We start from the raw sequence: 20,458 nt of genomic DNA, 5'->3' as shown, positions 1-20,458 counted from the left end.
GCCTGGTATTGTTCATTTTATTGACATTGAGCATACTTTTGCTCACATTTCAGTTTAAGCCGGTACAAACCTGGGCCGCCAAAAAAGCGGCAGCTTACATTGCCGGCGAGTTGAAAACCAAAGTTGGGATTAAAAGCCTTTACCTCAGGCCATTTCGCTCGGTGGTAATTGAGGGGCTTTATATTTTGGATAAGAAACAGGATACTTTACTAAGCACACCCCGATTAGCTGTTGATGTTGAGGGTTTTTATCTTTTCAGAAGTATTAAACGCCGTACCATCAACTTTTCCAATATCGAACTGGATAATGGCTCCTTCTATCTCAAAAAACAAAAAGACAGTACTACCAACCTGCAATTTGTTATAGATTATTTTAATTCGGCGGATACCACCAAAAAAAACCAGAACAAACCCTGGACGCTAAATTTTGGCACTATTGCTATCAATAACTTTCATTTCAGGTATAAGAATAGCCTGCGCGATACGGTGATAGCCGGGGTTAACTTTAACGACCTGGATGTTCAGCATTTCAGCACGCTGATACAGGGTATGGATTTAAAGAACCACCTGTTTAAAGCTAATATAAAAAGCTTAAGCCTGCATGAAAAAAGCGGCTTTACGGTAAAACACTTCGCATCGGACGCTACAATAGATACCAATCAGATTTTACTAAGGCACCTCGCCATTCAAACACCCCGATCAGACCTAAAGGATTATTTCCGGATGAAGTTTAAATCGTTTGATGATTTTGACGATTTTGAAAATAAGGTACACATGGATGCCAGCTTTAAATCGTCACGCATTTCGTCATCGGATATCGCCTACTTTACCAGTTCATTAAAAAAAGTGAGTTTTGATTTGGGTATCGACGGGCAAGCCAAAGGTTATGTGAACAACCTCAAAGCCAAAAAAGTGACCATTAGCGGCGGGCAGGCCACTTTTGTTAAAGGCGATTTTAACCTGCACAACCTTACCGATTGGGATAACGCATTCCTTGAGCTAAAATTTGACCAGGTTGCCTCCAACAAAAAAGACCTTGATTACCTGATCAGCCATTTTTCGGGAACGCCTACAGAAAAGGCTCCGGCCATACTTTCCAAATTTGGCAACTTTAATTTTACCGGCAGGTTTACCGGCTCGCAGAATGATTTTGTTGCCTATGGTATTTTTAAAACTGCACTCGGTCGTTTTGATTCAGACATCAACCTTAAAATTGATAAAAATGGCCGCCCAAGCTATAGCGGCAGGGTTAACGCCTATGCCTTTGACCTGGGCACCCTGCTTGATCAAAGCGATTTGGGCAGGGCCACCTTTACTTCAAACATACAGGGCAGCGGCGACGCGCTGAAAAGCCTTACTGAAAAAGTGGATGCAAAAATCGCATCCGTCACCTATAATAACTACACCTATAACAGGCTTACACTTAACGGCAGTTTTATAAACAGGCTGGCCAACGCTCATATTACCATAAACGACAGGAACATAAAGCTTGACCTTAAAGGCAAGGTTAACCTTAATCCCGCTTTGCCAACTTATGATTTAACTGCCGATATCAGGGACGCTAACCTGAACAAGCTTGGTTTTACCAAAGATACTTTAACTGTAAGCACGCTGCTTAAAACCCAGTTTAAAGGCGATGACCTGGCCAATTTGCAGGGGAACATCCTGTTTTCCCCGGCAAGGGTGGTCAATCCGCGGAATAATTATGCGGTTGACTCGCTTTACCTATCAGCAGAAGGAATAGGCAATAACCGCACCATCGCTTTAAAATCTGACTTTGCCGATGGCAGCATCAAGGGCAAATATGACCTTGCAACCCTGCCTTCGTATTTTAAAACCATCGTTAAAAAGTATATCCCTTCCATAAAAACAACTATAGTGCCGCCTAAGCCGGAGGAGTTTGATTTTAATCTCAACCTTAAAAACCTCGATCCGCTTACAGCCATCTTCCTGCCCGATCTGAAAATCCCTGAGCAAGGAACTTTTGTTGGGCAGTTTAACTCGGAAAAGAAAACAGCTACGCTATCGGGCTATATCAAAACGCTTAAATACGGCAAAACAGTTTTCCATGATTTTATTATTGACGAAAACACTACCGATAGCTTGCTGGGCCTCAACGTATCCCTGAGGCGGGTTGACCTAACCGACAGTCTTTTTATAAAGGATATCAACATTACCAACTTCCTGAAAAACGACAGCCTTAACTTTAACGTTAAGCTCTCGGATAAAAACGCTGTTAACCAGCTGGACCTTTATGGCCTGGTTGAATTTGGACGCGATACCACGGCCAAATTGAAGCTACTACCATCAGACGTGATACTGGAAAAAGAGAAATGGAAGATCCAGGAGCAGGTGCGCATCCGTTTACTGGACGGCAAAACGCAGGTATCGGGCTTTGAGCTTTCAAACGGGCCGCAAAAAGTATTTATCGATGGTTTTATATCCGATAATCCCGCCGATCAGTTAAAGCTCTCGTTCCGGAAGTTTAACATGCGTACGTTTAACCAGCTCACGCGCACTTCGGGGGTAAACTTAAAGGGCTACCTGGATGGCGATGTTAAACTGACCTCAGTGCTCAAATCTCCGGGCATCGATTCGCATTTAACCATTGATTCACTTACCATGAACAAAACGCTGATAGGTAATGTGAAACTGGCCACCATGCTTGGTAACGACCGTAAACAAGCCGATGTTAATATGAATATCATTAACCGCGGCCTGGAAACCATGAACATTGGCGGCACCTACTCGTTTGGCAAAGAGACTGATGATAACCTTGATTTTGATATCAAGATGAACCAAACCGAAGCTATTATATTTGAGCCTTTTGTTAAAGACCTCGTTTCGGATATAAAAGGCCATGTTTCAACCGACCTGAAGCTTACCGGCAAGCCATCAAACCCCCAGCTTAATGGCACCGTTACCCTTGTTAATACCGGCCTTACCGTTAATTATTTAAAAACAGCTTATACGGTTAATAATAAGCTGGATGTCAACAATAGCATTATCAGCATTAAGGATATGGTTTTGAAAGACATTCACAAAGGTATCGGAACCGCCAATGGTACCGTAAACCTCAATAACCTATCTAACCCGGATATTAATGTAAGCCTTAAAGCCGATAACCTGATGGCCCTGAATACCACGTTTAAAGATAACCACCTTTATTATGGTACGGCTTATGGCACAGGCACATTTAACTTCAACGGACCGGTTGATAACATGAAGATTGATATTACAGCCAGCACCAATGCAGGTACCGTTTTCAATATACCGCTCAACACCTCGTCAACCGCCAACGATTATGATTTCATTAAATTTGTAAGCCATAGTGATACCGCCAAAGTTGTTGCCAAAGAGCGTGCTTTTAATGGTGTTACCCTAAACTTTGATTTGAGCGCCGATGAAAAAACTATTGTAAAAATAGCTACTGATTATGGGCAACTTGAGGGCAGCGGCGTAGCCCGTAATTTAAAATTAAATATTAACAGCCTGGGCGATTTTGAGATGTACGGTGACTTTTTGATATCATCGGGCAAGTTTGAATTTACTGCCAAAAACTTTATCAGTAAAAACTTTACAGTAAGCCAGGGCGGTACCATCAGGTGGACAGGTAACCCCTCAAATGCCGAGATTAACCTTAAAGCCCTGTATGAGGTACGTACCAGTAAGGCGCCGCTGTACACTGCCGCGGGTTTACAAACCCCTACCTCGGGGCAGCAAACTTTGGTACAGGCCGAACTGATCCTGACCAAATCTCTATTGCAGCCTAATATTGATTTTGACTTTAACTTCCCTACCGATCCTTCGGTTAAAGACGATCTGTCAACTTACCTTGCCGATGCCAATAACCGGAGCCAGCAGGCTATCAGTATTATCGTTCGCCGTAACTTTACCTCAAACAGTAATAACTTAACCAACCAGGTGCTGGGCACAGCCGGCGAGGCCGTGAGCGAATTTGCATTTAACAAGCTTAACAGCCTGATTTCGCAATCAAATATTAAAAATTTCGACTTAAATATACGCTCCTTCAACGAGGCAAGTGCTTCGCTGCGCTTTTTTGATAGCAGGCTATCATTTAACGGAAGCTTGTTCAGCAACAACGGCTCAAATGATATTTTTAATAACAGCAACAGCAACCTGTTTAACCAACGGTTTAACAGCCTCACCAAAGACTTTGAGGCCTTATACAAAATACGCCGTGACGGCAACTTAACGGCAAGATACTCTTACAGGGCGTTAAACAACGTAACACTAAGCAGCCTTACAGATGTGCTGGCACCACAGTATGTAAACGGATTAGGTTTGGTTTACCAGCGTGACTTTGATACCTTCGGTGAGTTTATCCGGAACATATTCAGACAGGGCCGCCGCAAAAATGCGCCGGTTAACCCCGCTCCTATCCCATCGTCAATTACCACACCGGCAACCAGGCCCGATGAAGATGAGGATCAGTAGAGCCGAAGGCTTAAAGCTAAAAGCCAAAAGCTTTCCTGCACAAATACATTGAATAATAAAAGGCTTAAAGCGATCTGCTTTAAGCCTTTTATTATAAATTATTTATTTCGCTTTGGGCTTTCAGCCTTTCGCTTTTAGCTTATAACGATCAATGATCCCGCATAATGGCATGGTCCATCTTGTCGCGTTTGGTGCGCAGGTAAGCTTCGTTATGAGGGTTTGACGCTATTTCGATAGGCACATTCTCAACAACTTCCAAACCGTAGCCGATAAGGCCTGCCCGTTTTTTGGGGTTGTTGCTCATTAAACGCATTTTGGTGATACCCAAACTGCGCAGGATCTGCGCACCGATACCATAATCGCGCTGATCCATCTTAAAGCCCAGCTTTAGGTTAGCGTCAACAGTATCATAACCGTTTTCCTGCAAGTGATAAGCCCTCAATTTATTGATGAGGCCAATGCCGCGGCCTTCCTGGTTCATATAAACAATAGCGCCCTTACCTTCCTTGCTGATCATCTCCATTGCTTTATGCAACTGCGGACCGCAATCGCAACGGCATGAGCCAAAAATATCGCCGGTCATACATGAGCTATGCACGCGGACCAAAATAGGCTCACCGGGCTCCCAAGTTCCTTTTACCAGAGCGAGGTGATTTTCGCCGGTATCAACCTGCGTATAAGCTATCATGTCAAAATCGCCCCATTCGGTAGGCATTTTAACAGCTACTTCACGTCTTACCATCGACTCATGCTCCAGGCGATAAGCAATGAGATCTTTGATAGATACTATTTTAAGATTAAATTCTTTGGCTATCTCCAGCAGATCGGGCAGGCGGGCCATTTCGCCGTCTTCCTTCATAATTTCGCAAATAACGCCGGCAGGTTCCATACCGGCTAAAACGGCCAGGTCAATCGCAGCCTCGGTATGCCCTGTACGGCGCAGTACACCGCCATCCTTGGCTATCAGCGGGAAAATATGCCCCGGGCGACCAAGGTCTTCGGGTTTAGTAGCCGGGTCGATAAGCGCAAGTGTGGTTTTTGACCTGTCGCTTGCAGAAATACCTGTAGTACAGCCATGACCAAGCAAATCGACAGAAACCGTAAAGTTAGTTTCGTGCGATGTGGTGTTATGGCTTACCATAGGCATTAGGTCAAGCTCGCGCGCCCTTTGCGCTGTAATTGGGGCGCAAACCAGGCCGCGGCCATGGCGTACCATAAAATTAATTGTTTCGGGGGTGGCATTGCGGGCGGCCGTTAAAAAGTCGCCCTCGTTTTCACGATCTTCGTCATCAACTACGATAATTGTTTTACCTGCTTTGATTTCTTCAATCGCTTCCTGTATGGTGTTTAACATTCTATACTTACTTGTTGGGTAGCGCCTAAACGCTTGTTTAATCTAAATCAAATTTAACGCATATTACCATGACTTGGGTCGGCCTTGTGTAAAATGATAATGCTTTTATAATATGGCTTTTATTAAATATACCGTTAATGACCGTGGCGGGTTGCCTTGGGCTTAAACTTTGCTGCCACGCGGTTTACAAAACGTTTATAAATCTCCATATCAAACAGGGCGGAGTCTGTAGCCGCTTTATAAGAAAGGAACAAACCGATAGGCAGCAGCGTGATAATAGAAATCCACATGCCCAGGTACTTGTTAATATCGCCGCCCTTAACCGATTTTTCGCCGATAGTGGTAATGATATAGTAGATGAGGAAAAATACCACCGAAACTACTACCGGCAAACCCAAACCACCTTTGCGGATAATGGAGCCCAGCGGCGCACCGATTAAAAACAATACCAAACAAGCTACCGAAAGGTTATATTTTTTTTGATACTCTACAAAATACCTGCGGATACCTTCCGAATCGCCTTTATACCTGTCGCTCCGGTTTTTGATCACATCCTTTATCGACCTTATTTCGGAAGCCGCACTGTTGAGGCTCATTTGCTGTTCGGATAAGGTAAGGCCCTGAAAAACATCTTTTTTAGGATCAAACTCTTTATATTTTTTAATAACCTTGGATTGCGCAGGTATTGAATAGTATTTAATGTATGGGGTAACCAGTTTATAATTCACCATCACATTGCTATCTACTGAACGCTGCGACGAATCGAGATAATGCCTCAGCTGTTTAATGTTCATCATTTGCGATGCGGACTTAAACTCGCTTTCACTGGTACGGGTAAGCTTAAATGCCGACAGATCAAACTTGGTTTCGGTTTCCTTAAAACGCTCCCGCAGCAGGCGCTGCCTCGTATTATATGTAGCATTTTCGGAAGCGGTTTCTTCATATGTCACCCCATCCTTTAAACGTAATACCAGGTATTTATCGCCCATGGTGCGGAACATGGTGCCCTCGCGGGCCAGGATCACCGAATTGTTATTATCACCTTTCTCACTTTTTTTATAGATCATGATATCATACAACCGCTGTCCGTCCGGGTCCTTACGCTTTACACGGATTGTGTAGCCGGGAAAACTGGTACTGAACACCCCCTCGGGCAGCAAATCGGCCGATTTTTGTTTCCGGGCATCATACAACAGCGAATAATATTTAAGGTTGGCCACCGGCAGCATATAATCAGAAAAAAAGAACGCGGCAATACTAAGTATGGTAACTATGACTATCATCGGGTACATAGCACGTCTTAATGAAATACCGGCAGCTTTGATGGCAACGAGCTCGTAATTCTCGCCAAGGGAGCCATAGGTCATGATGGTAGAGAGCAGGATGGATAACGGGAGGGCCATTTGAACATTGGTGGCCGAATTATACATCATGAGCTCCAGGATGGTATACCAGGCAAAGCCCTTTCCAATAAGGTCGTCAATGTATTTAAACAAAAACAACATCAGCAACACAAACATCACGATGAAAAGCGTAACCAAAAAAGGCCTTATAAACGATTTAAGGAGTAAAAGGTGGATCTTCTTCATTAGTGCTATTTGCAATTAACAGGGGCAAAACCAGTTAGCCGCACAGTTAAAACCAATTAACGTGCAAAACCAGTTCAGCGTACAAAATTAGCTAAAATAAAGTTTTATCAGGCGCCCAATACACTTATGAGGTAATCGATAGAGTTATCCCAGATCTGCTTTCGTTCTGTAATGGCATCTTCGGTGGCAAAATCAGTAATGGCCAGGGCTACATCATTGGTAAGTTCATCCTGCATTATTTCCATTTCAAAATAATACTGGGCATCATCATCGAGCCATTTAAAACGTACGGATCTGTTTTCCTTAACTGAACAAAGTTTGGCTTTTTGCGATTCGTCATCCCATGTAAAAGTATAAACATGGTCACGAATATTAACCTCATCGGCAAACCATTGAGACAAGCCATTAGGCTCGCTTAAGAAGCTGAACAGGATACGCGGAGATGACTTAATCTCGTACTCAATGGTAAATTTTTTCTTTTCGGACATTCGGTTTACACTTAAAAAAACAGGAACAAAAGTAAATGTGAAACATTTTTTCTAAAGAAAACGAATTTCTACTATATTTGCAAACCTTTTTAGGGACGGCCGTTTGTTTTATAGCAAAGCCACTCTTTTTATTAACCACAAAAAGAGCCATAAAAATAAAAACGGCGGGGTAGCTCAGATGGTTAGAGCGTAGGATTCATAACCCTAAGGTCGGCAGTTCGATCCTGCTCCCCGCTACTTAAGGAAACACCACCCTGTGGCCGTTTCCTTTTTTTATGCTAATAAAAATCTATAAGCCAGACAATTACAATCCGAGCTTTACTAATTCGATTTTAGTAAAGAAATTCGTAAACCGGTTGTAGCTAACAGTCAAAAAAATAGGATGGCACTACGATCAACAATCTTTTTGCAGTTCGATTTCTCCTTAAGGTTCATCTCGCCCAGAGACTACTAAATCACGATCAAAAATATCAGCAAAAAGGTACTCTTTTAAAATACGCCCATCCGCGATTATCTTCCTGCGGAATTGGTGCGATTTCTATTCTAACAACGTCTTTTATTCCGGCTGCCTCACGCTCGTCTATTAATGCTTTAAAAGTGTTTAATGCTAATATACATGGTGAAAAACCGACATAAGCATAGAGATGTGTTAATGCTTCCTTGATCTCGTTAACGGTTAAGCCATTTTCTAACGCCGCTGTTAACGCTTGCTTTAATTTGGGAATATTGCCGACCGAAGTGAATGCAGATATTTTGTCCAGATCCTGTTGCCGGGTATTTAATATTTGAGCACTATTTCCATGATAAATGTGTGTTAAACCGATCCTGCATCAAGAGGCAGGACCGGTTGTTAAAATTTAAATTAGCGGTTGATGCTTTTTTGCATAGCAGCCGGATACCGGTCGCCTACAATTTTTATCTGAGCAGCGGTATCTTCAATATCTTTCAGATCAGCAGGTGTTAACTCAACTTCAACACCTCCCAAATTCTCATCCAGGCGGTGGATTTTAGTAGTTCCCGGAATCGGAACGATCCACGGTTTTTGTGCCAGTACCCATGCAATAGCAATCTGTGCCGGTGTGGCATCTTTATCTTTGGCGATTTTACCGATCAGGTCGATCAATGCCTGGTTTGCTTCGATTGCCTCTTTCTGAAAACGCGGAAAATTGGCGCGCACATCTTTGTCCCCAAACTGAGTATCTTCTGTAATCTTACCGGTCAAAAACCCTTTACCAAGCGGGCTAAACGGAACAAAGCCGACACCCAGTTCTTCCAGGGTAGGTATGATGATTTCTTCGGGTTCTCTCCACCATAACGAAAATTCGCTTTGTAATGCGGTTAATGGTTGAACAGCATGCGCTTTGCGGATGGAATCGACACCAGCCTCACTCATACCGAAGAATTTAACTTTACCTTCCTGTATCAGGTCTTTAACGGTTCCGGCTACATCTTCCATCGGCACATTAACATCTACACGGTGTTGATAGTAAAGATCAATAGCATCTCTTTTCAGTCGTTTTAGCGACCCCTCAATACTTTTACGGATCGTATCGGGGCGGCTATCCATCAGCTGTTTGCCATCTTCTATTTTGACGCCAAATTTACTGGCAATTTTTACTTCGTGGCCAAATGGTGCCAATGCTTCTCCCACAAGTTCTTCATTGGCAAACGGGCCATAAACTTCAGCGGTATCGAAAAAGCTAACGCCTTTTTCTACTGCACGACGAATCAATTTGATCATATCATTTTTGTCTGCAGCAGGGCCATAACCAAAGCTCATACCCATACAGCCTAAGCCAATAGCTGAAACTTCTAAACCCTGGCTTCCTAATTTTCTTGTTTTCATAATATATCTATTTATATGTTTTTAAATCAAGCGTATTTTTTTCGGGGCGTTAAGGCCTTGTTAATATCCAGCAGAAATTGTGCGGCCATACAGTGGCAACATCTTTCCGCCGTCAAGATTATTGTTATCCTAAATACCTTTACCATAATATAATTATTGATAATTAAGATTTTGTTGAAATGTATTTACAACAGTCTTAGGCTATGGTAAAACCACCGTCAGGCGCAACGGCCTGTCCGACCATAAAGCCTGCAAGCGGACTGCAAAGCCAAAGAATGGTTGAAGCGATTTCGTCTTCCTTACCCACTCTTGCCATTGGAATGGATCTGATGATCGCGTCCATGTGCTCAGGCGCATCCTTAATGGCTTTGGAAACCATCGGCGTTTCGATGACACCAGGGCAAATGGCATTGATGCGAATACCTCTTGCAGCATACTCTAAGGCCGATGATTTGGTTAAACCCAGCACGCCATGTTTGGCAGCGGTGTAAGCGCCTAAGTTGGCGGTGCCGATCAGGCCACCTTGTGAGGAACAGTTGACAATAGCACCACTCCCTTGTTCGCGCATATGGCGCAGTTCATATTTCAGGCAGTTAAAAACGCCCCGAAGGTTTACTGCTATAGCGCGGTCAAAGTCTTCCCCCAATGCATCAGCAGTTTCCGCTACCGGCACTTGTATACCTGCATTGTTATAGGCTGCATCCAGGCCCCCCAGTGTAGTAATAGTATATTCCACCATTGCTGCAACTTCTGCTTCGTTACTTACGTCACAGCCGATGCCTATGGCCTTATATCCGGCCTGCCTCAGTTCGCTTGCCACCGCCTTAACGGCTGGTTCATCCACATCGGCCAGGGCAACTGCTGCGCCTGCCTGCGCAAAGGCTTTAGCTGTTGCCAGGCCAAGGCCCGATGCTGCACCTGTAACCAGAACCACTTTGTTACTGAATGAGATTTCCATATTTTCTATGTTTAAAATTGATAGTGCAAAATTAGCCCGCGTATAGAAATGTTAACTTATACGTTTTACGGGGATGCTTACCATTTTTACATATTGTGACCGGCAGAAGCCGTTGCTGGAATGAAAACCTGTAATTTTGAGTGTATTAATTCATCCGGTTATGGAACACAGCATCAACTTCGACAGTGTGAGCACCTATAATAAGTTTGGTAATCACCCGACCTATCATCCGCTGATCAGCGTTTTGGATTTGTCCAGGGCGAAGCCCAATCAGATTAAGCACATGCACATGGGTATTTATGCCATTAGTTTGAAAGGCGTAAAAGTTGGCGACCTCCGTTACGGAAAAGGTCATTATGACTTTCAGGAAGGAACGCTGGTGTTCTTCTCACCGGGGCAGGTTCTTCATATTGAAAGCAATGAAGAATGGCGCCAACCCCAAGGACTGATACTTGTTTTTCATCCTGACCTGATACGCGGCACTAACCTTGCCCGTCATTTTCATGAGTATAATTTCTTTAGCTATAAGGTTAATGAAGGGCTGCATCTTTCAGAAGATGAGCAGGAGATTATCAAAGACTGCTTTGCGAAAATCGAAACGGAAACGAAACGCCCTATTGACAAACACAGCAAACAAGTCATCGTAGCTAATCTGGAATTGCTGCTGACTTATTGTGTACGTTTCTATGACCGTCAATTTATTACCCGGGAAACAGTGAATAAGGGTATCCTCGAACGCTTTGAAAGTTTATTGAATGGTTATTTAACTTCTGACAAACCGCAAACAATTGGCTTACCGGCTGTAAAATACTTTGCAGACGAACTCAACCTATCGGCTAACTACTTCGGCGACCTGATCAAAAAAGAAACCGGCAAAACACCGCTTGAATTTATCCAGCTCAAACTGATCGACGCGGCAAAAGAGAAAATCTTTGACGACCGGAAAACCATCAGTCAGATAGCCTATGAATTGGGCTTCAAATACCCATCACACTTTACCCGCCTGTTTAAACAACAGGTAGGTGTCACGCCAAATGAATACAGGAGATTGAATTGAAACCAAGCATCTACCTTGAGAGTTCCCGAACATTGTTATGATGCAGAAAAAAGTTCGAGAAATACGATGCGCCGCTCTCGAACCTTTTTCTAAAACACCATTTTACGCAAATCCTCCAAGAAAAAGTTCGACATATGTATATGGCTACATTTCAAGCAAAAAGCCTTGAAGTTCGAACTTTCATATTTGATCTTTTATGATTTCTATGGCATCAGATAGTTCCTTCTCATTTCGGGCTACTGCCAACACGCTATCTTTGTCATTACTCATAAACTGCTATGAACCTGGCGTTCTAACTAACGTGTCGTCCAATTATTCTTTATGGCTTCCGCTATGTAAAAATCTCTTTTATCTGAATTATCGATGCGCAATATTCTCTTGTAATGTGTCCGGCCCAATTGCGAACGAAGTGCGTTCGCAATTGGAAACATGCTATAAAACTGCCTAAATAATTCTATCTGCCGTTTCGAAAACCCACTGCCATATTCCGGTTTTGAAGAAGAGCAGCAAGAAAAAGATCTGGCTTAATAAATGGAGTTAATGCAATGAATTTACCTGCTTGGGCGAAAAACCGAAATGCCGTGAAAAACTTGCTGAAAAGCTTGCCGGACTGCTGAAACCTACCTGGTAAGCCACTTCCGCAATGGTGGCTGTGCGGCGCGCCAGGAGATCGTGTGCGTGCTGTAACCGTATTTCGCGTACCAGTTCGCCAGGGGCCCGGCCAGTTATTGCCTTTAATTTTCGATGCAGCTGAATTCTGCTCATACCAATATCCCCAGCCAGCTGATCGGTTCCATAGCTGTTGTCATCCAGGTTATTTTCAACCGCGGCTTTTATCTTATTTAAAAAAGCCTGCTCTATCGTCGGCATATTGGGCAACTCTATCAGCCATCTCTTGTGCATTGCAATATGTTGTTTCAAAACATTGCGCGTCCCGATCAGATTCCCGATCAGGGCCAGCAGTTCGCGCTTCTCAAAAGGTTTGGCAAGATAAGCATCAGCTCCTGTTTGAATACCTTTTACACGGCTATCTACGTCGGCCTTTGCTGTCAGCATGATGACCGGGATATGGCTTGTCCGTTCGTCTTTTTTCAATATCCCGCACAACTCATAACCATCTGTATCGGGCATCATCACATCGGTAATAATGAGTGCCGGAATTTGTTCTATACCCATTGTGATTCCGGCCTTGCCGTCCGAAGCGGTAATTACCCGGTACTGCTCCGCAAGCTGACGTTCAATAAAGTCACGGAGCTCCCGGTGATCCTCTACCAGCAAAATCAAGTCCATATCGGTCTCGGTTTTATCAGGTTTTGCTTCTTCGCTTTCAGCGGCTGCTTTCATGGTCTTAAATTCCACTACACCCTCATGACCGCCCGCCGCTTCGTCTAAAGGCAACTGGATCACCACTTCGGTAAATGCCCCTTCCCAGCTATTTGCCGCAATACTGCCTCCCATTAGCTCAATCAGTTCCTTACAAAGTGCCAAACCGATACCGCTTCCTTCTGCAGCCTGGCTGCCCGGCGAATTGACCTGGTAAAAACGACTGAAAATATAGGGAAGTTTTGATCTGGGTATCCCTTTACCTGTATCGCGAACGCGAACTATATATTGATTCCCGGGCACCCCATCATCGTGATAAAGAAAAATCTCCACCCTGCCGACCTCCGTGAATTTTACCGCATTCCCGATAACGTTCAGCATGATCTTATCCAATTTATCCCGGTCTGCCATTACCCAAAGTTCGCGATAGTTTGACCGGAAATGCAGTGTGATGCCCTTTTGCAATGCAAGCGGCTCGAAACTTTGGACATGGCCTAATAACAATGCGTTTAAATCGAGCGGTTCGTACAACAATTCCATTAATCCCTGCTCCAGTTTACTCAGATCAAGCAACTGGTTGATGAGCCTCAGCAAGCGCTCGGCATTATTCAGGATCATCCGGTAATCCCTCAGCAATGATGGATCGGAGGTCTTGCCGGCAAGTTCCTTAACCGGATTGAGGATGAGCGTTAACGGCGTCCGGAATTCGTGCGCAATATTGCCGAAGAACCTTGATTTAACAGCGTCCAGTTCACGCAGCTTATCCGCCTTTTCTTTTAGTTCTGCTGTGCGTTGCTGTACAATAGCTTCTAACTTCCGGGCCTCAGCCGCAACCATTTCGGTTCTTTCAGCTTCTTTTGACAGTGCAGAAGCCGACAATGCTTCAACCTCGGCCAGTTGTGCGGCCAATTGCTGGTTTGTGCCGGCATAATCGAGCGCGAGATAAAGGGAGAGGCACACCGGTAAAACAAGTTCGCCCGCGCTCATCACAAATACCCGCATTGAATTATAACCGTAAGGCCATACGCCGAACGTATCATCCCAGCAAAAAATATAAACCAGGAAAACTGCCATTACACCCGTTGTAACCAACCACGCCTTACGCCTGCCTTTACGTATAAGGTGATATACACAGATAAAGCCATCCACATTACAAACCAGGAAAACTGATGAAAAAAAATCAGGAAAATCAGTTTCCTTTAATATATAAAATTTATAAAAGTAAAAAAGTAAATAGGCCGAGCATACGCACGCCAGGGTAACCTGGCGCCAGCGATGTACCTGGCCATAATCTAACTTATACAACAAAATGAGCCCCCACCACAAAAGCAACACCTTCAGGTTATAGATCATGTAATGAGCAATATATTGCAGCTGCGGATGGGCAGTTAAATAAAAAAGGTATACACACCCGCTGGTGATGCCCGTTAGCATAACAAACAATGCGTAATAAAAATTCAGCTTCTGCTTCGGATAAAACAGAAAAAGCAAAAAGTGCAGCAGGCCAAGAATGAAGGCGGCGGCAGCACACATTGGCACAAAATTATATAGCGTCCGGGCGCGCATTATACGCTTGCTATACAAATCGTAATTGGTAAGTAACACCTCAAAGCCTACAAAATTACGGTACACACCAAAAGGGTTGGCGTAATGAATAGTTACCAGATGCGGCGCATTGCCCTTTAACCAAAAGGGTATCATCTCCAATGGTGCCCGGTTGGCTTCCGTTGCTTCAACCGGGTGGCCGATTTTGCCATAGCCGCCTATTGGCTCACCATCAATAAATATTTCTGACGCGCCATCATGATTAATGCGCAGGCCAAATTTTTGGCCTGCCACATCCTTACCTGCTTTTACCCAAATATTAAACCAGCCAATACCTTTCCACCCGGCGGGTAGCTTGTCTGTGCCAAACGCCGTATACTGTACAGTTTCCCAGCCGCCGGAACGAACATCAGGCGGTGTATTTGCGTTATTTATTTCAGGATGAAAGAACCAGTGTTTATCACGCAGTGATATTTCATTGTAGGCGCCGAAATCTTTATGATGCAGAATTACCGTGTCTTGCGCATTGGCCGTACCGTACAAAGCCAAAAGCAACAAGACGAAGGTACATTTAGCTGGATGCATGTTGAGATTAAGTTTGCGTAAAACTGCCGGGATTTTATAATCAAAAATATATTATATTTATTATAATATACAGATACTGCATGGCTTTATTCATAACAGAGCGGCCTTAATATTAGTTAATGCCTTTTTCAAGCTGGGCGTTTTGACCCGCAAATATCTTCCATTCACCGTCCCGTTTTACCACGACGATCATCCTGCGAAACTCAAACGTTTGACCCGGATATCGTTCGTCGCCGGCAAGACCCGTTCGTACGTGTACAACCGCAAGGTCCTGATTAAGATAGGTAATATCTTCAACAGCCCGGGTATAGTACTGTGTGTTTTTAAAATAAGTATTATGAACCTGCTTATAATGCTTAAAAATATCATCCCGACCTTTATAGTAGGCACCAAACCAGTTTACCCAGGTAGCATCAGAGGTGTAACTGGCCGCCAGTTTTTCCGGGTTATGGCTATTCCATGCATCTTCATAATTTTTAATCATCTGCCGTATCGCGGCGTTGTTCGATGCAGTGTCGGGCTGCCGGGCCAGGGCGCTGGTACAGCATAGCCATATCAGAAGTATCAGGCTTGTTATCTTTTTCATAGGTATTATATACAGGTGGACAAACATTCATAGCGGATACTACAAATAAAGGTGATACTTCATGATGTTACTTATGTTTATGTTACAAATCCTTTACCTTTTGTTACATACAGCTAAACCTGCCCTATTCATGAAACGATTTCGAACTGATTTGTAACAACCGCGAAACTAACTTTCCCAACAGTTTATTTTTTTTGTAATAACAATTTTGCCTCCGGGGCATTACGGCGCTTCCTGTTGAAAGCGCTGATTACAAATAACAAAACTTACCTATGAAAAAATTATTAAAGCTAACGGCGGTAAAATTATTTACACTATGAAAACTTTAAAACCATTGTTTGCAATAATATTTGTTGCAACGGCAGCTATATCTTGTTCAAAAGATGCCAAAACCCCACCCGCCCAGGAGGTGACACCATTGGTAAAGCAAATGGTGATCACTTATCCTTACATAAGGAGCGTATATAATAACACTTACGATGACCAGAAACGATTAGCCACCGTAGGAAATGCCAATAACATCATCACTTATAATGCCGGCGGTTTTGAGATATCACAGCCTTATAACGCCGATAAATTAATTACGGATGTTACTTTAGATAACAGCGGACGTATTGGAACGGTTCTTAGTTATCCGAGCACTAACGAAAGATATAACTCAATCTTTAGCTATGACACGAAAGGCCGCCTGGCCAAAATAGTCCAAACAGGTACATATTACGGAAGGGAGGTCCGTCATTTGACATTTATTTACACATGGGATGATAACGACAATTTGTTAAGCAGCAGGATCATCAGCGATAATGACGATAGTACGGTAACCTATTCAGGATTCTCGGCCGAAAACGTAAACACATTAAAAGGCAGCAATTTTGGATTCGATTATTTTGGCACCGCAGACTATCCGAGCGACTTTGTACCTAACGATAACGGCGGGAGCGGCGTAACTTTCCCATCGATATACGCAGGTAAAACTTTGCCAACACTCATAAAAGGCCCGGGCTACACCCATAATCTCACTTATCACAAAAATGCCCAGGGATACATCGACAGAATAGAAATTAACAACCCGGCTTCTGCTATCGATCATACAATAATTGATATCGCCTATCAATAAAAAACAGCCCGACACCATGAAAACATTATTAATCATTATGTTGATATATTTCTGCACGGCACTTACCGCATGCAATTTCAGCAGGGGCGCCAAAAAAGACCTCAGTACAGGATTGTCCTACAATTACAATGGCTTTAGTGTGCGGAATGTTTTACTGATCGATGCATCAGGCACGCCATTGAGCAGCAACAAGGTATCATTAAACACGCGTGTGTCCGTTGCAGCCCTGGGCATCATTAATTACGGATTAAAGGACGGAAAAGTTTATCCGGGTATGATGCTGGCCGTTACCGATCAGCAAGGTAACCCGGTGATCAAGTCTGCCGACCTTTTTGCCGGCGGCAAAGGTTATCCGCCGGCAGGAGCAACCGAGCTACGGGGTGATATCACAATTGCACAGCCCATGGCATCCGGGCAAGTTTATCATGTCAACGTGCGCATATGGGATAAAGTAAAAGCAGGCAACGAGATCAATGCCGAAGCCGACCTTGTCGTACATTGATTGATCGCTATGTACATTATTGATAATCTTTAAATTTCTTATTATGGTTATTTTCATGCGCAGAAAGCCTGCGCTTATTTATGGCACCATCCTCGGCGCGATATGCCTGCTGGGCGGTGTTGTGCAAAGTAAAGCCGAGACAGCTTTGGTTGGGTTCCTGATGCTTATTTACACCGTTGGCAGTCTGATTATGGACAAAAGAAAAAAAGAAACTGCAAAAAAGCAGGGTTCTAAAGCTCAATAAGGTAGCTGTATAATTCGTAAAGCCGCTTTGTAATCCATGACAGAGTAAGAGTGCTAAACGAACCTGTCTCCTTATGTTACCCATGACAACTTAAAAAATGGGTGTCATACTGAGCCTGTCGAAGTATGGTGGGCAGGGTCTCTGCGCGCGAGTCTTCGACAGGCTCAGACTGACAGCCCCTCTTTGTCATCTAACCCTCAGAGGTCCGGGATTTAAACACTCAGCAAGAGTTGGGCCACGCCGAAGTTATATTGACAAAAAGCTATGATAGTTGTTACCTGTTGTAGATCCTGCCGCCTTTGATCACTAATTTTACTTTTGTGATGTTATCGACGGATGCCAAAGGATCAGCGTCCAATACGATCAGATCGGCATCCATCCCTGCTTTAACGAGTCCTTTTCGCCCTTGTAGTCCGATGGCTGCGGCGCTGTTTTGGGTGGCGGCTATGATGGCATCTATAGGGCTGAAACCAGCTTCCGTTACGAGCAGGCGCATTTCTTCCTGAACAAATTTTTCCTGATCGTCATCGGTGCCGGCGCAAATGGCTATCCCTGCGCGATAAGCCTGAGCAACGATCCGTTTACCTATCTCATAGTCCCATATAGCGGCCGAATCCTGGCTTGCCCAAACTTTGTAGGTAAGTAAAGTGGCGTCCAGAATGGTGTGATGCGCTCGCATCAGGTCAAAAAGTCCGTGCAGATCAGGCGTCACCTGATCCCAATACGCGGCGTTATGCCCGGCTTTTTTCCAGGCTTCCGGTATTTGTGCCTTTTCACAGACCAGCAGCGGCACGTGCGAAATGGAGATCAGTCCTGCCCGGACAAGGTCGGACGGCCCTGCGCCCTGCAGCCAGGCATGCCCCCAAACGGGCATCTGCTGTTTCTGTGCTTCCGTCATTATCCGGTTAACCTGCCCGGTGGTCAGGTTAGCATAGAGCTTGATGCCGCTCGCGCCGCTGCCCTTGGCTTCGGCTATTGCCAGTGTCAGGTTTGTGGAGTCGCTGATAGCCTGCATATAGGGCATTTTCCCGTTAATACCGCCTCTTGTTGACGTCGCTGTTCGCGGGTCACTGAAGAACACGGTACCGGCCATAAGGGCAGAATAACAGATTTCAGGTGACGTGATCTCTCCGAGCCGTGCATCGCGGGCCAAACCGGCAAGTACACGTCCGTCACCGGCCATATCCCTCACACAGGTCACACCGCTACACAGCATACGCTTCAGCACATCAAGTGTGCGCGCGCGGTTGTCTACACCGCTCGGATCGGTTGCCATATGCACATGACTATCGACCAGGCCCGGCAAGAGTGATTTCCCTTCGAGGTTGATTACTATAGCAGAATCCGGAATGGTGTGCTCACCGGCCGTAAAAGTAAGGCTGATCTTACCATCACAAATAAACACTGTTTGACGGGGAAGCGGCACCCGGTGTTCTGCATCAATGATGGTCGCATTGGTCAGTACAAGCAATCCGGGTTTGTACTGGGCCCAAACGGCGACTGGCGCCAACAACAGGAATGAAATTATATACTTGATCATAGGCTTTGCTGCTTTTTGACAGCTTGCCCAATTTAAGCAATTTCGCAGAAAGCATCGTTCGGTGATGCCTTGACAATTCCTTGCGGATGCATGTAGAAATGGCCGACGGTTGGGATGACGAAAAACAAAAAATCGTTGCGGACTTCTGGCAAGTTTTTACGGCATGAATATTGAAATTAATAGCGTTATGAAATACACACACGCTATTTTAGGAGGAACCGGCCATATCGGTGCCGCGCTTTCGACCGCTTTGCTGCAAAAACAACAAAAGGTCATGATCATTGGCCATGATCCAGCTAAAGCTGCCGAATGGATTGTTAAGGGGGCAGCCTATGAGGTTGCAGACATCCGGGACACAGTCCGTTTAAAAGAACTGTTCGGACAGGCTGAGCGCCTGTTTGTGCTGAATCCGAATGCGGCTCCCGATAAAGATATCGATGCGGTGGAAAGGGAACAGATCGGCAGTATCCTAAACGCGCTTGAAGGATCGGAACTGAAAAAGATCGTCGCCGCTTCTACCTATGGCGCACAGCCCGGAGATCATATTTTTGACCTCGGTGCACTGTATGAATTAGAGCAGGGCTTAGCCAAATTCGACATCCCGCTGGCAGTGATCCGCAGCGCTTATTACATGAGCAATTTTGACCAGGCAATACCAGCCGTCCGTGAAAAGGGAGAATTGACCACTTTGTTTCCGGCGGACTTTAAGCTGCCCATGGTCGCGCCGGCAGATATCGGTGCATTTGCAGCCAAATTAATGTTGGATGACCAGACCGGGCTGTTCTTCCTGGAAGGGCCTGAAACCTATTCTAATCAGGATGTGGCTGAAACATTCGGTAAGCTATTGCACAAAACGGTAAACGTGGTGACTATCCCGGAAGCTGGTTGGAAAGACTTTATGATAAAGGGCGGCTTTTCCGAAAAAGCGGCGGCATCTTTCGCTAATATGACGAGACTTACCATTAGCCAGCAATCGGAAATTCCAACCGCCCAACATGGGCCTACCACCTTGTTTCACTACCTGGAAAAGCAATTGCAGGTTAATGGTGCTTAAAATACTGTATCTCTTTTTCGTGTTTCATTGCGGCTTCTTTTGAATCGAAAGTGCCGAGATTTTTACGCTTGCGGCTTTCAGGATCGACTTTTTTGGAGTAGATCCTGTATTGCCCTGATTTTAATTTCCTGATCATTATTTATTAACATGCCGCGAGCGGCAATGTTTACGCAAACAAATAACAGAACGTATTAGCCGTGATGCCCCGTCAAT

General features: G+C 44.6%; 17 protein-coding genes and 1 tRNA gene. 7 read left to right on the top strand and 11 right to left on the bottom strand.

All coding sequences use genetic code 11. From position 1 onward, the window contains the following. Positions 1-26: 26 nt before the first annotated feature. The gene (locus FHW88_RS16075) at positions 27-4,457 is read left to right on the top strand and encodes a translocation/assembly module TamB domain-containing protein (protein WP_176626735.1); all 4,431 of its coding nucleotides are present in this window, start codon (positions 27-29) and stop codon (positions 4,455-4,457) included. Positions 4,458-4,605: 148 nt separating this feature from the next. On the opposite strand, the gene FHW88_RS16070 is transcribed toward FHW88_RS16075, so the two are convergent. The 3 genes from FHW88_RS16070 to FHW88_RS16060 form a co-directional block, all read right to left on the bottom strand. After that, positions 4,606-5,811: a bifunctional 3,4-dihydroxy-2-butanone-4-phosphate synthase/GTP cyclohydrolase II gene (locus tag FHW88_RS16070; RefSeq protein WP_090534565.1), complete on the bottom strand. Its 1,206-nt coding sequence runs from the start codon at positions 5,809-5,811 to the stop codon at positions 4,606-4,608. A gap of 134 nt (positions 5,812-5,945) precedes the next feature. Continuing rightward, positions 5,946-7,400: an LptF/LptG family permease gene (locus tag FHW88_RS16065; RefSeq protein ID WP_176626733.1), complete on the bottom strand. Its 1,455-nt coding sequence runs from the start codon at positions 7,398-7,400 to the stop codon at positions 5,946-5,948. Positions 7,401-7,507: 107 nt separating this feature from the next. Continuing rightward, the gene (locus FHW88_RS16060) at positions 7,508-7,888 is read right to left on the bottom strand and encodes an START-like domain-containing protein (protein ID WP_090534561.1); all 381 of its coding nucleotides are present in this window, start codon (positions 7,886-7,888) and stop codon (positions 7,508-7,510) included. A gap of 163 nt (positions 7,889-8,051) precedes the next feature. Between FHW88_RS16060 and FHW88_RS16055 the strand changes: the two genes are divergently transcribed. Continuing rightward, positions 8,052-8,125, top strand: a tRNA-Met gene (locus tag FHW88_RS16055). Positions 8,126-8,358: 233 nt separating this feature from the next. On the opposite strand, the gene FHW88_RS30430 is transcribed toward FHW88_RS16055, so the two are convergent. The 3 genes from FHW88_RS30430 to FHW88_RS16045 form a co-directional block, all read right to left on the bottom strand. Beyond that, positions 8,359-8,673: a carboxymuconolactone decarboxylase family protein gene (locus FHW88_RS30430; RefSeq protein WP_410505665.1), complete on the bottom strand. Its 315-nt coding sequence runs from the start codon at positions 8,671-8,673 to the stop codon at positions 8,359-8,361. Positions 8,674-8,750: 77 nt separating this feature from the next. After that, positions 8,751-9,734, bottom strand: coding sequence for an aldo/keto reductase (locus FHW88_RS16050; protein WP_176626731.1), 984 nt, complete (start codon positions 9,732-9,734; stop codon positions 8,751-8,753). A 196-nt stretch (positions 9,735-9,930) separates the two neighbouring features. Continuing rightward, positions 9,931-10,692 carry an SDR family NAD(P)-dependent oxidoreductase gene (locus tag FHW88_RS16045; protein ID WP_176626729.1) on the bottom strand — a complete coding sequence of 254 codons (762 nt, stop codon included), beginning with the start codon at positions 10,690-10,692 and terminating at the stop codon, positions 9,931-9,933. A 160-nt stretch (positions 10,693-10,852) separates the two neighbouring features. Here FHW88_RS16045 and FHW88_RS16040 point away from each other — a divergent pair, with 160 nt between their 5' ends. Next, on the top strand, positions 10,853-11,749 hold the full coding sequence (locus FHW88_RS16040; protein ID WP_176626727.1) for a helix-turn-helix domain-containing protein: 897 nt from the start codon (positions 10,853-10,855) through the stop codon (positions 11,747-11,749). 296 nt (positions 11,750-12,045) lie between these two features. Here the strand turns inward: FHW88_RS16040 and FHW88_RS30185 are convergent, their stop codons facing one another. The 3 genes from FHW88_RS30185 to FHW88_RS16025 form a co-directional block, all read right to left on the bottom strand. Next, the gene (locus tag FHW88_RS30185; protein ID WP_410505664.1) at positions 12,046-12,207 is read right to left on the bottom strand and encodes a DUF1016 N-terminal domain-containing protein; all 162 of its coding nucleotides are present in this window, start codon (positions 12,205-12,207) and stop codon (positions 12,046-12,048) included. A gap of 79 nt (positions 12,208-12,286) precedes the next feature. Then, on the bottom strand, positions 12,287-15,202 hold the full coding sequence (locus tag FHW88_RS16030) for a response regulator (RefSeq protein ID WP_176626725.1): 2,916 nt from the start codon (positions 15,200-15,202) through the stop codon (positions 12,287-12,289). Positions 15,203-15,314: 112 nt separating this feature from the next. After that, on the bottom strand, positions 15,315-15,788 hold the full coding sequence (locus tag FHW88_RS16025; protein WP_176626723.1) for an SgcJ/EcaC family oxidoreductase: 474 nt from the start codon (positions 15,786-15,788) through the stop codon (positions 15,315-15,317). 316 nt (positions 15,789-16,104) lie between these two features. On the opposite strand from FHW88_RS16025, the gene FHW88_RS16020 reads away from it, so the two are divergent. Genes FHW88_RS16020 through FHW88_RS16010 form a run of 3 tightly spaced genes read left to right on the top strand, consistent with a single transcriptional unit; the run spans position 16,105 to position 17,651 of the window. Then, positions 16,105-16,905: a hypothetical protein gene (locus FHW88_RS16020; protein WP_176626721.1), complete on the top strand. Its 801-nt coding sequence runs from the start codon at positions 16,105-16,107 to the stop codon at positions 16,903-16,905. 16 nt (positions 16,906-16,921) lie between these two features. Next, positions 16,922-17,407, top strand: a complete 486-nt coding sequence (locus tag FHW88_RS16015) for a hypothetical protein (RefSeq protein WP_176626720.1) — start codon at positions 16,922-16,924, stop codon at positions 17,405-17,407. A gap of 55 nt (positions 17,408-17,462) precedes the next feature. Further along, positions 17,463-17,651 (top strand): hypothetical protein, encoded by a 189-nt coding sequence (locus FHW88_RS16010; protein WP_176626718.1) that lies wholly within the window; start codon positions 17,463-17,465, stop codon positions 17,649-17,651. A 274-nt stretch (positions 17,652-17,925) separates the two neighbouring features. Here FHW88_RS16010 and FHW88_RS16005 read toward each other — a convergent pair whose 3' ends face one another. Further along, positions 17,926-19,191 carry an amidohydrolase family protein gene (locus FHW88_RS16005; protein ID WP_176626716.1) on the bottom strand — a complete coding sequence of 422 codons (1,266 nt, stop codon included), beginning with the start codon at positions 19,189-19,191 and terminating at the stop codon, positions 17,926-17,928. Between the two features lie 187 nt (positions 19,192-19,378). Between FHW88_RS16005 and FHW88_RS16000 the strand changes: the two genes are divergently transcribed. Further along, the gene (locus FHW88_RS16000) at positions 19,379-20,245 is read left to right on the top strand and encodes an NmrA family NAD(P)-binding protein (protein WP_176626714.1); all 867 of its coding nucleotides are present in this window, start codon (positions 19,379-19,381) and stop codon (positions 20,243-20,245) included. On the opposite strand, the gene FHW88_RS15995 is transcribed toward FHW88_RS16000, so the two are convergent. Then, on the bottom strand, positions 20,232-20,381 hold the full coding sequence (locus FHW88_RS15995; protein WP_176626712.1) for a hypothetical protein: 150 nt from the start codon (positions 20,379-20,381) through the stop codon (positions 20,232-20,234). The genes FHW88_RS16000 and FHW88_RS15995 overlap by 14 nt on opposite strands. Positions 20,382-20,458 lie beyond the last annotated feature (77 nt).

This window comes from Mucilaginibacter sp. SG538B, from assembly GCF_013376065.1.
Classification (GTDB): domain Bacteria; phylum Bacteroidota; class Bacteroidia; order Sphingobacteriales; family Sphingobacteriaceae; genus Mucilaginibacter; species Mucilaginibacter rubeus.
Note: the sequence above shows the minus strand (reverse complement) of the source record. Positions and strands in the feature narration are given on the sequence as shown.

Coding starts and splice junctions, on each gene's coding strand:
- FHW88_RS16020 (WP_176626721.1), top strand. CDS start 16,105: ATGAAAACTTTAAAACCATTGTTTGCAATAATATTTGTTGCAACGGCA.
- FHW88_RS16065 (WP_176626733.1), bottom strand. CDS start 7,400: ATGAAGAAGATCCACCTTTTACTCCTTAAATCGTTTATAAGGCCTTTT.
- FHW88_RS16050 (WP_176626731.1), bottom strand. CDS start 9,734: ATGAAAACAAGAAAATTAGGAAGCCAGGGTTTAGAAGTTTCAGCTATT.
- FHW88_RS16015 (WP_176626720.1), top strand. CDS start 16,922: ATGAAAACATTATTAATCATTATGTTGATATATTTCTGCACGGCACTT.
- FHW88_RS16045 (WP_176626729.1), bottom strand. CDS start 10,692: ATGGAAATCTCATTCAGTAACAAAGTGGTTCTGGTTACAGGTGCAGCA.
- FHW88_RS16000 (WP_176626714.1), top strand. CDS start 19,379: ATGAAATACACACACGCTATTTTAGGAGGAACCGGCCATATCGGTGCC.
- FHW88_RS16005 (WP_176626716.1), bottom strand. CDS start 19,191: ATGATCAAGTATATAATTTCATTCCTGTTGTTGGCGCCAGTCGCCGTT.
- FHW88_RS16010 (WP_176626718.1), top strand. CDS start 17,463: ATGCGCAGAAAGCCTGCGCTTATTTATGGCACCATCCTCGGCGCGATA.
- FHW88_RS15995 (WP_176626712.1), bottom strand. CDS start 20,381: ATGATCAGGAAATTAAAATCAGGGCAATACAGGATCTACTCCAAAAAA.
- FHW88_RS16040 (WP_176626727.1), top strand. CDS start 10,853: ATGGAACACAGCATCAACTTCGACAGTGTGAGCACCTATAATAAGTTT.
- FHW88_RS16060 (WP_090534561.1), bottom strand. CDS start 7,888: ATGTCCGAAAAGAAAAAATTTACCATTGAGTACGAGATTAAGTCATCT.
- FHW88_RS16030 (WP_176626725.1), bottom strand. CDS start 15,202: ATGCATCCAGCTAAATGTACCTTCGTCTTGTTGCTTTTGGCTTTGTAC.
- FHW88_RS16025 (WP_176626723.1), bottom strand. CDS start 15,788: ATGAAAAAGATAACAAGCCTGATACTTCTGATATGGCTATGCTGTACC.
- FHW88_RS16070 (WP_090534565.1), bottom strand. CDS start 5,811: ATGTTAAACACCATACAGGAAGCGATTGAAGAAATCAAAGCAGGTAAA.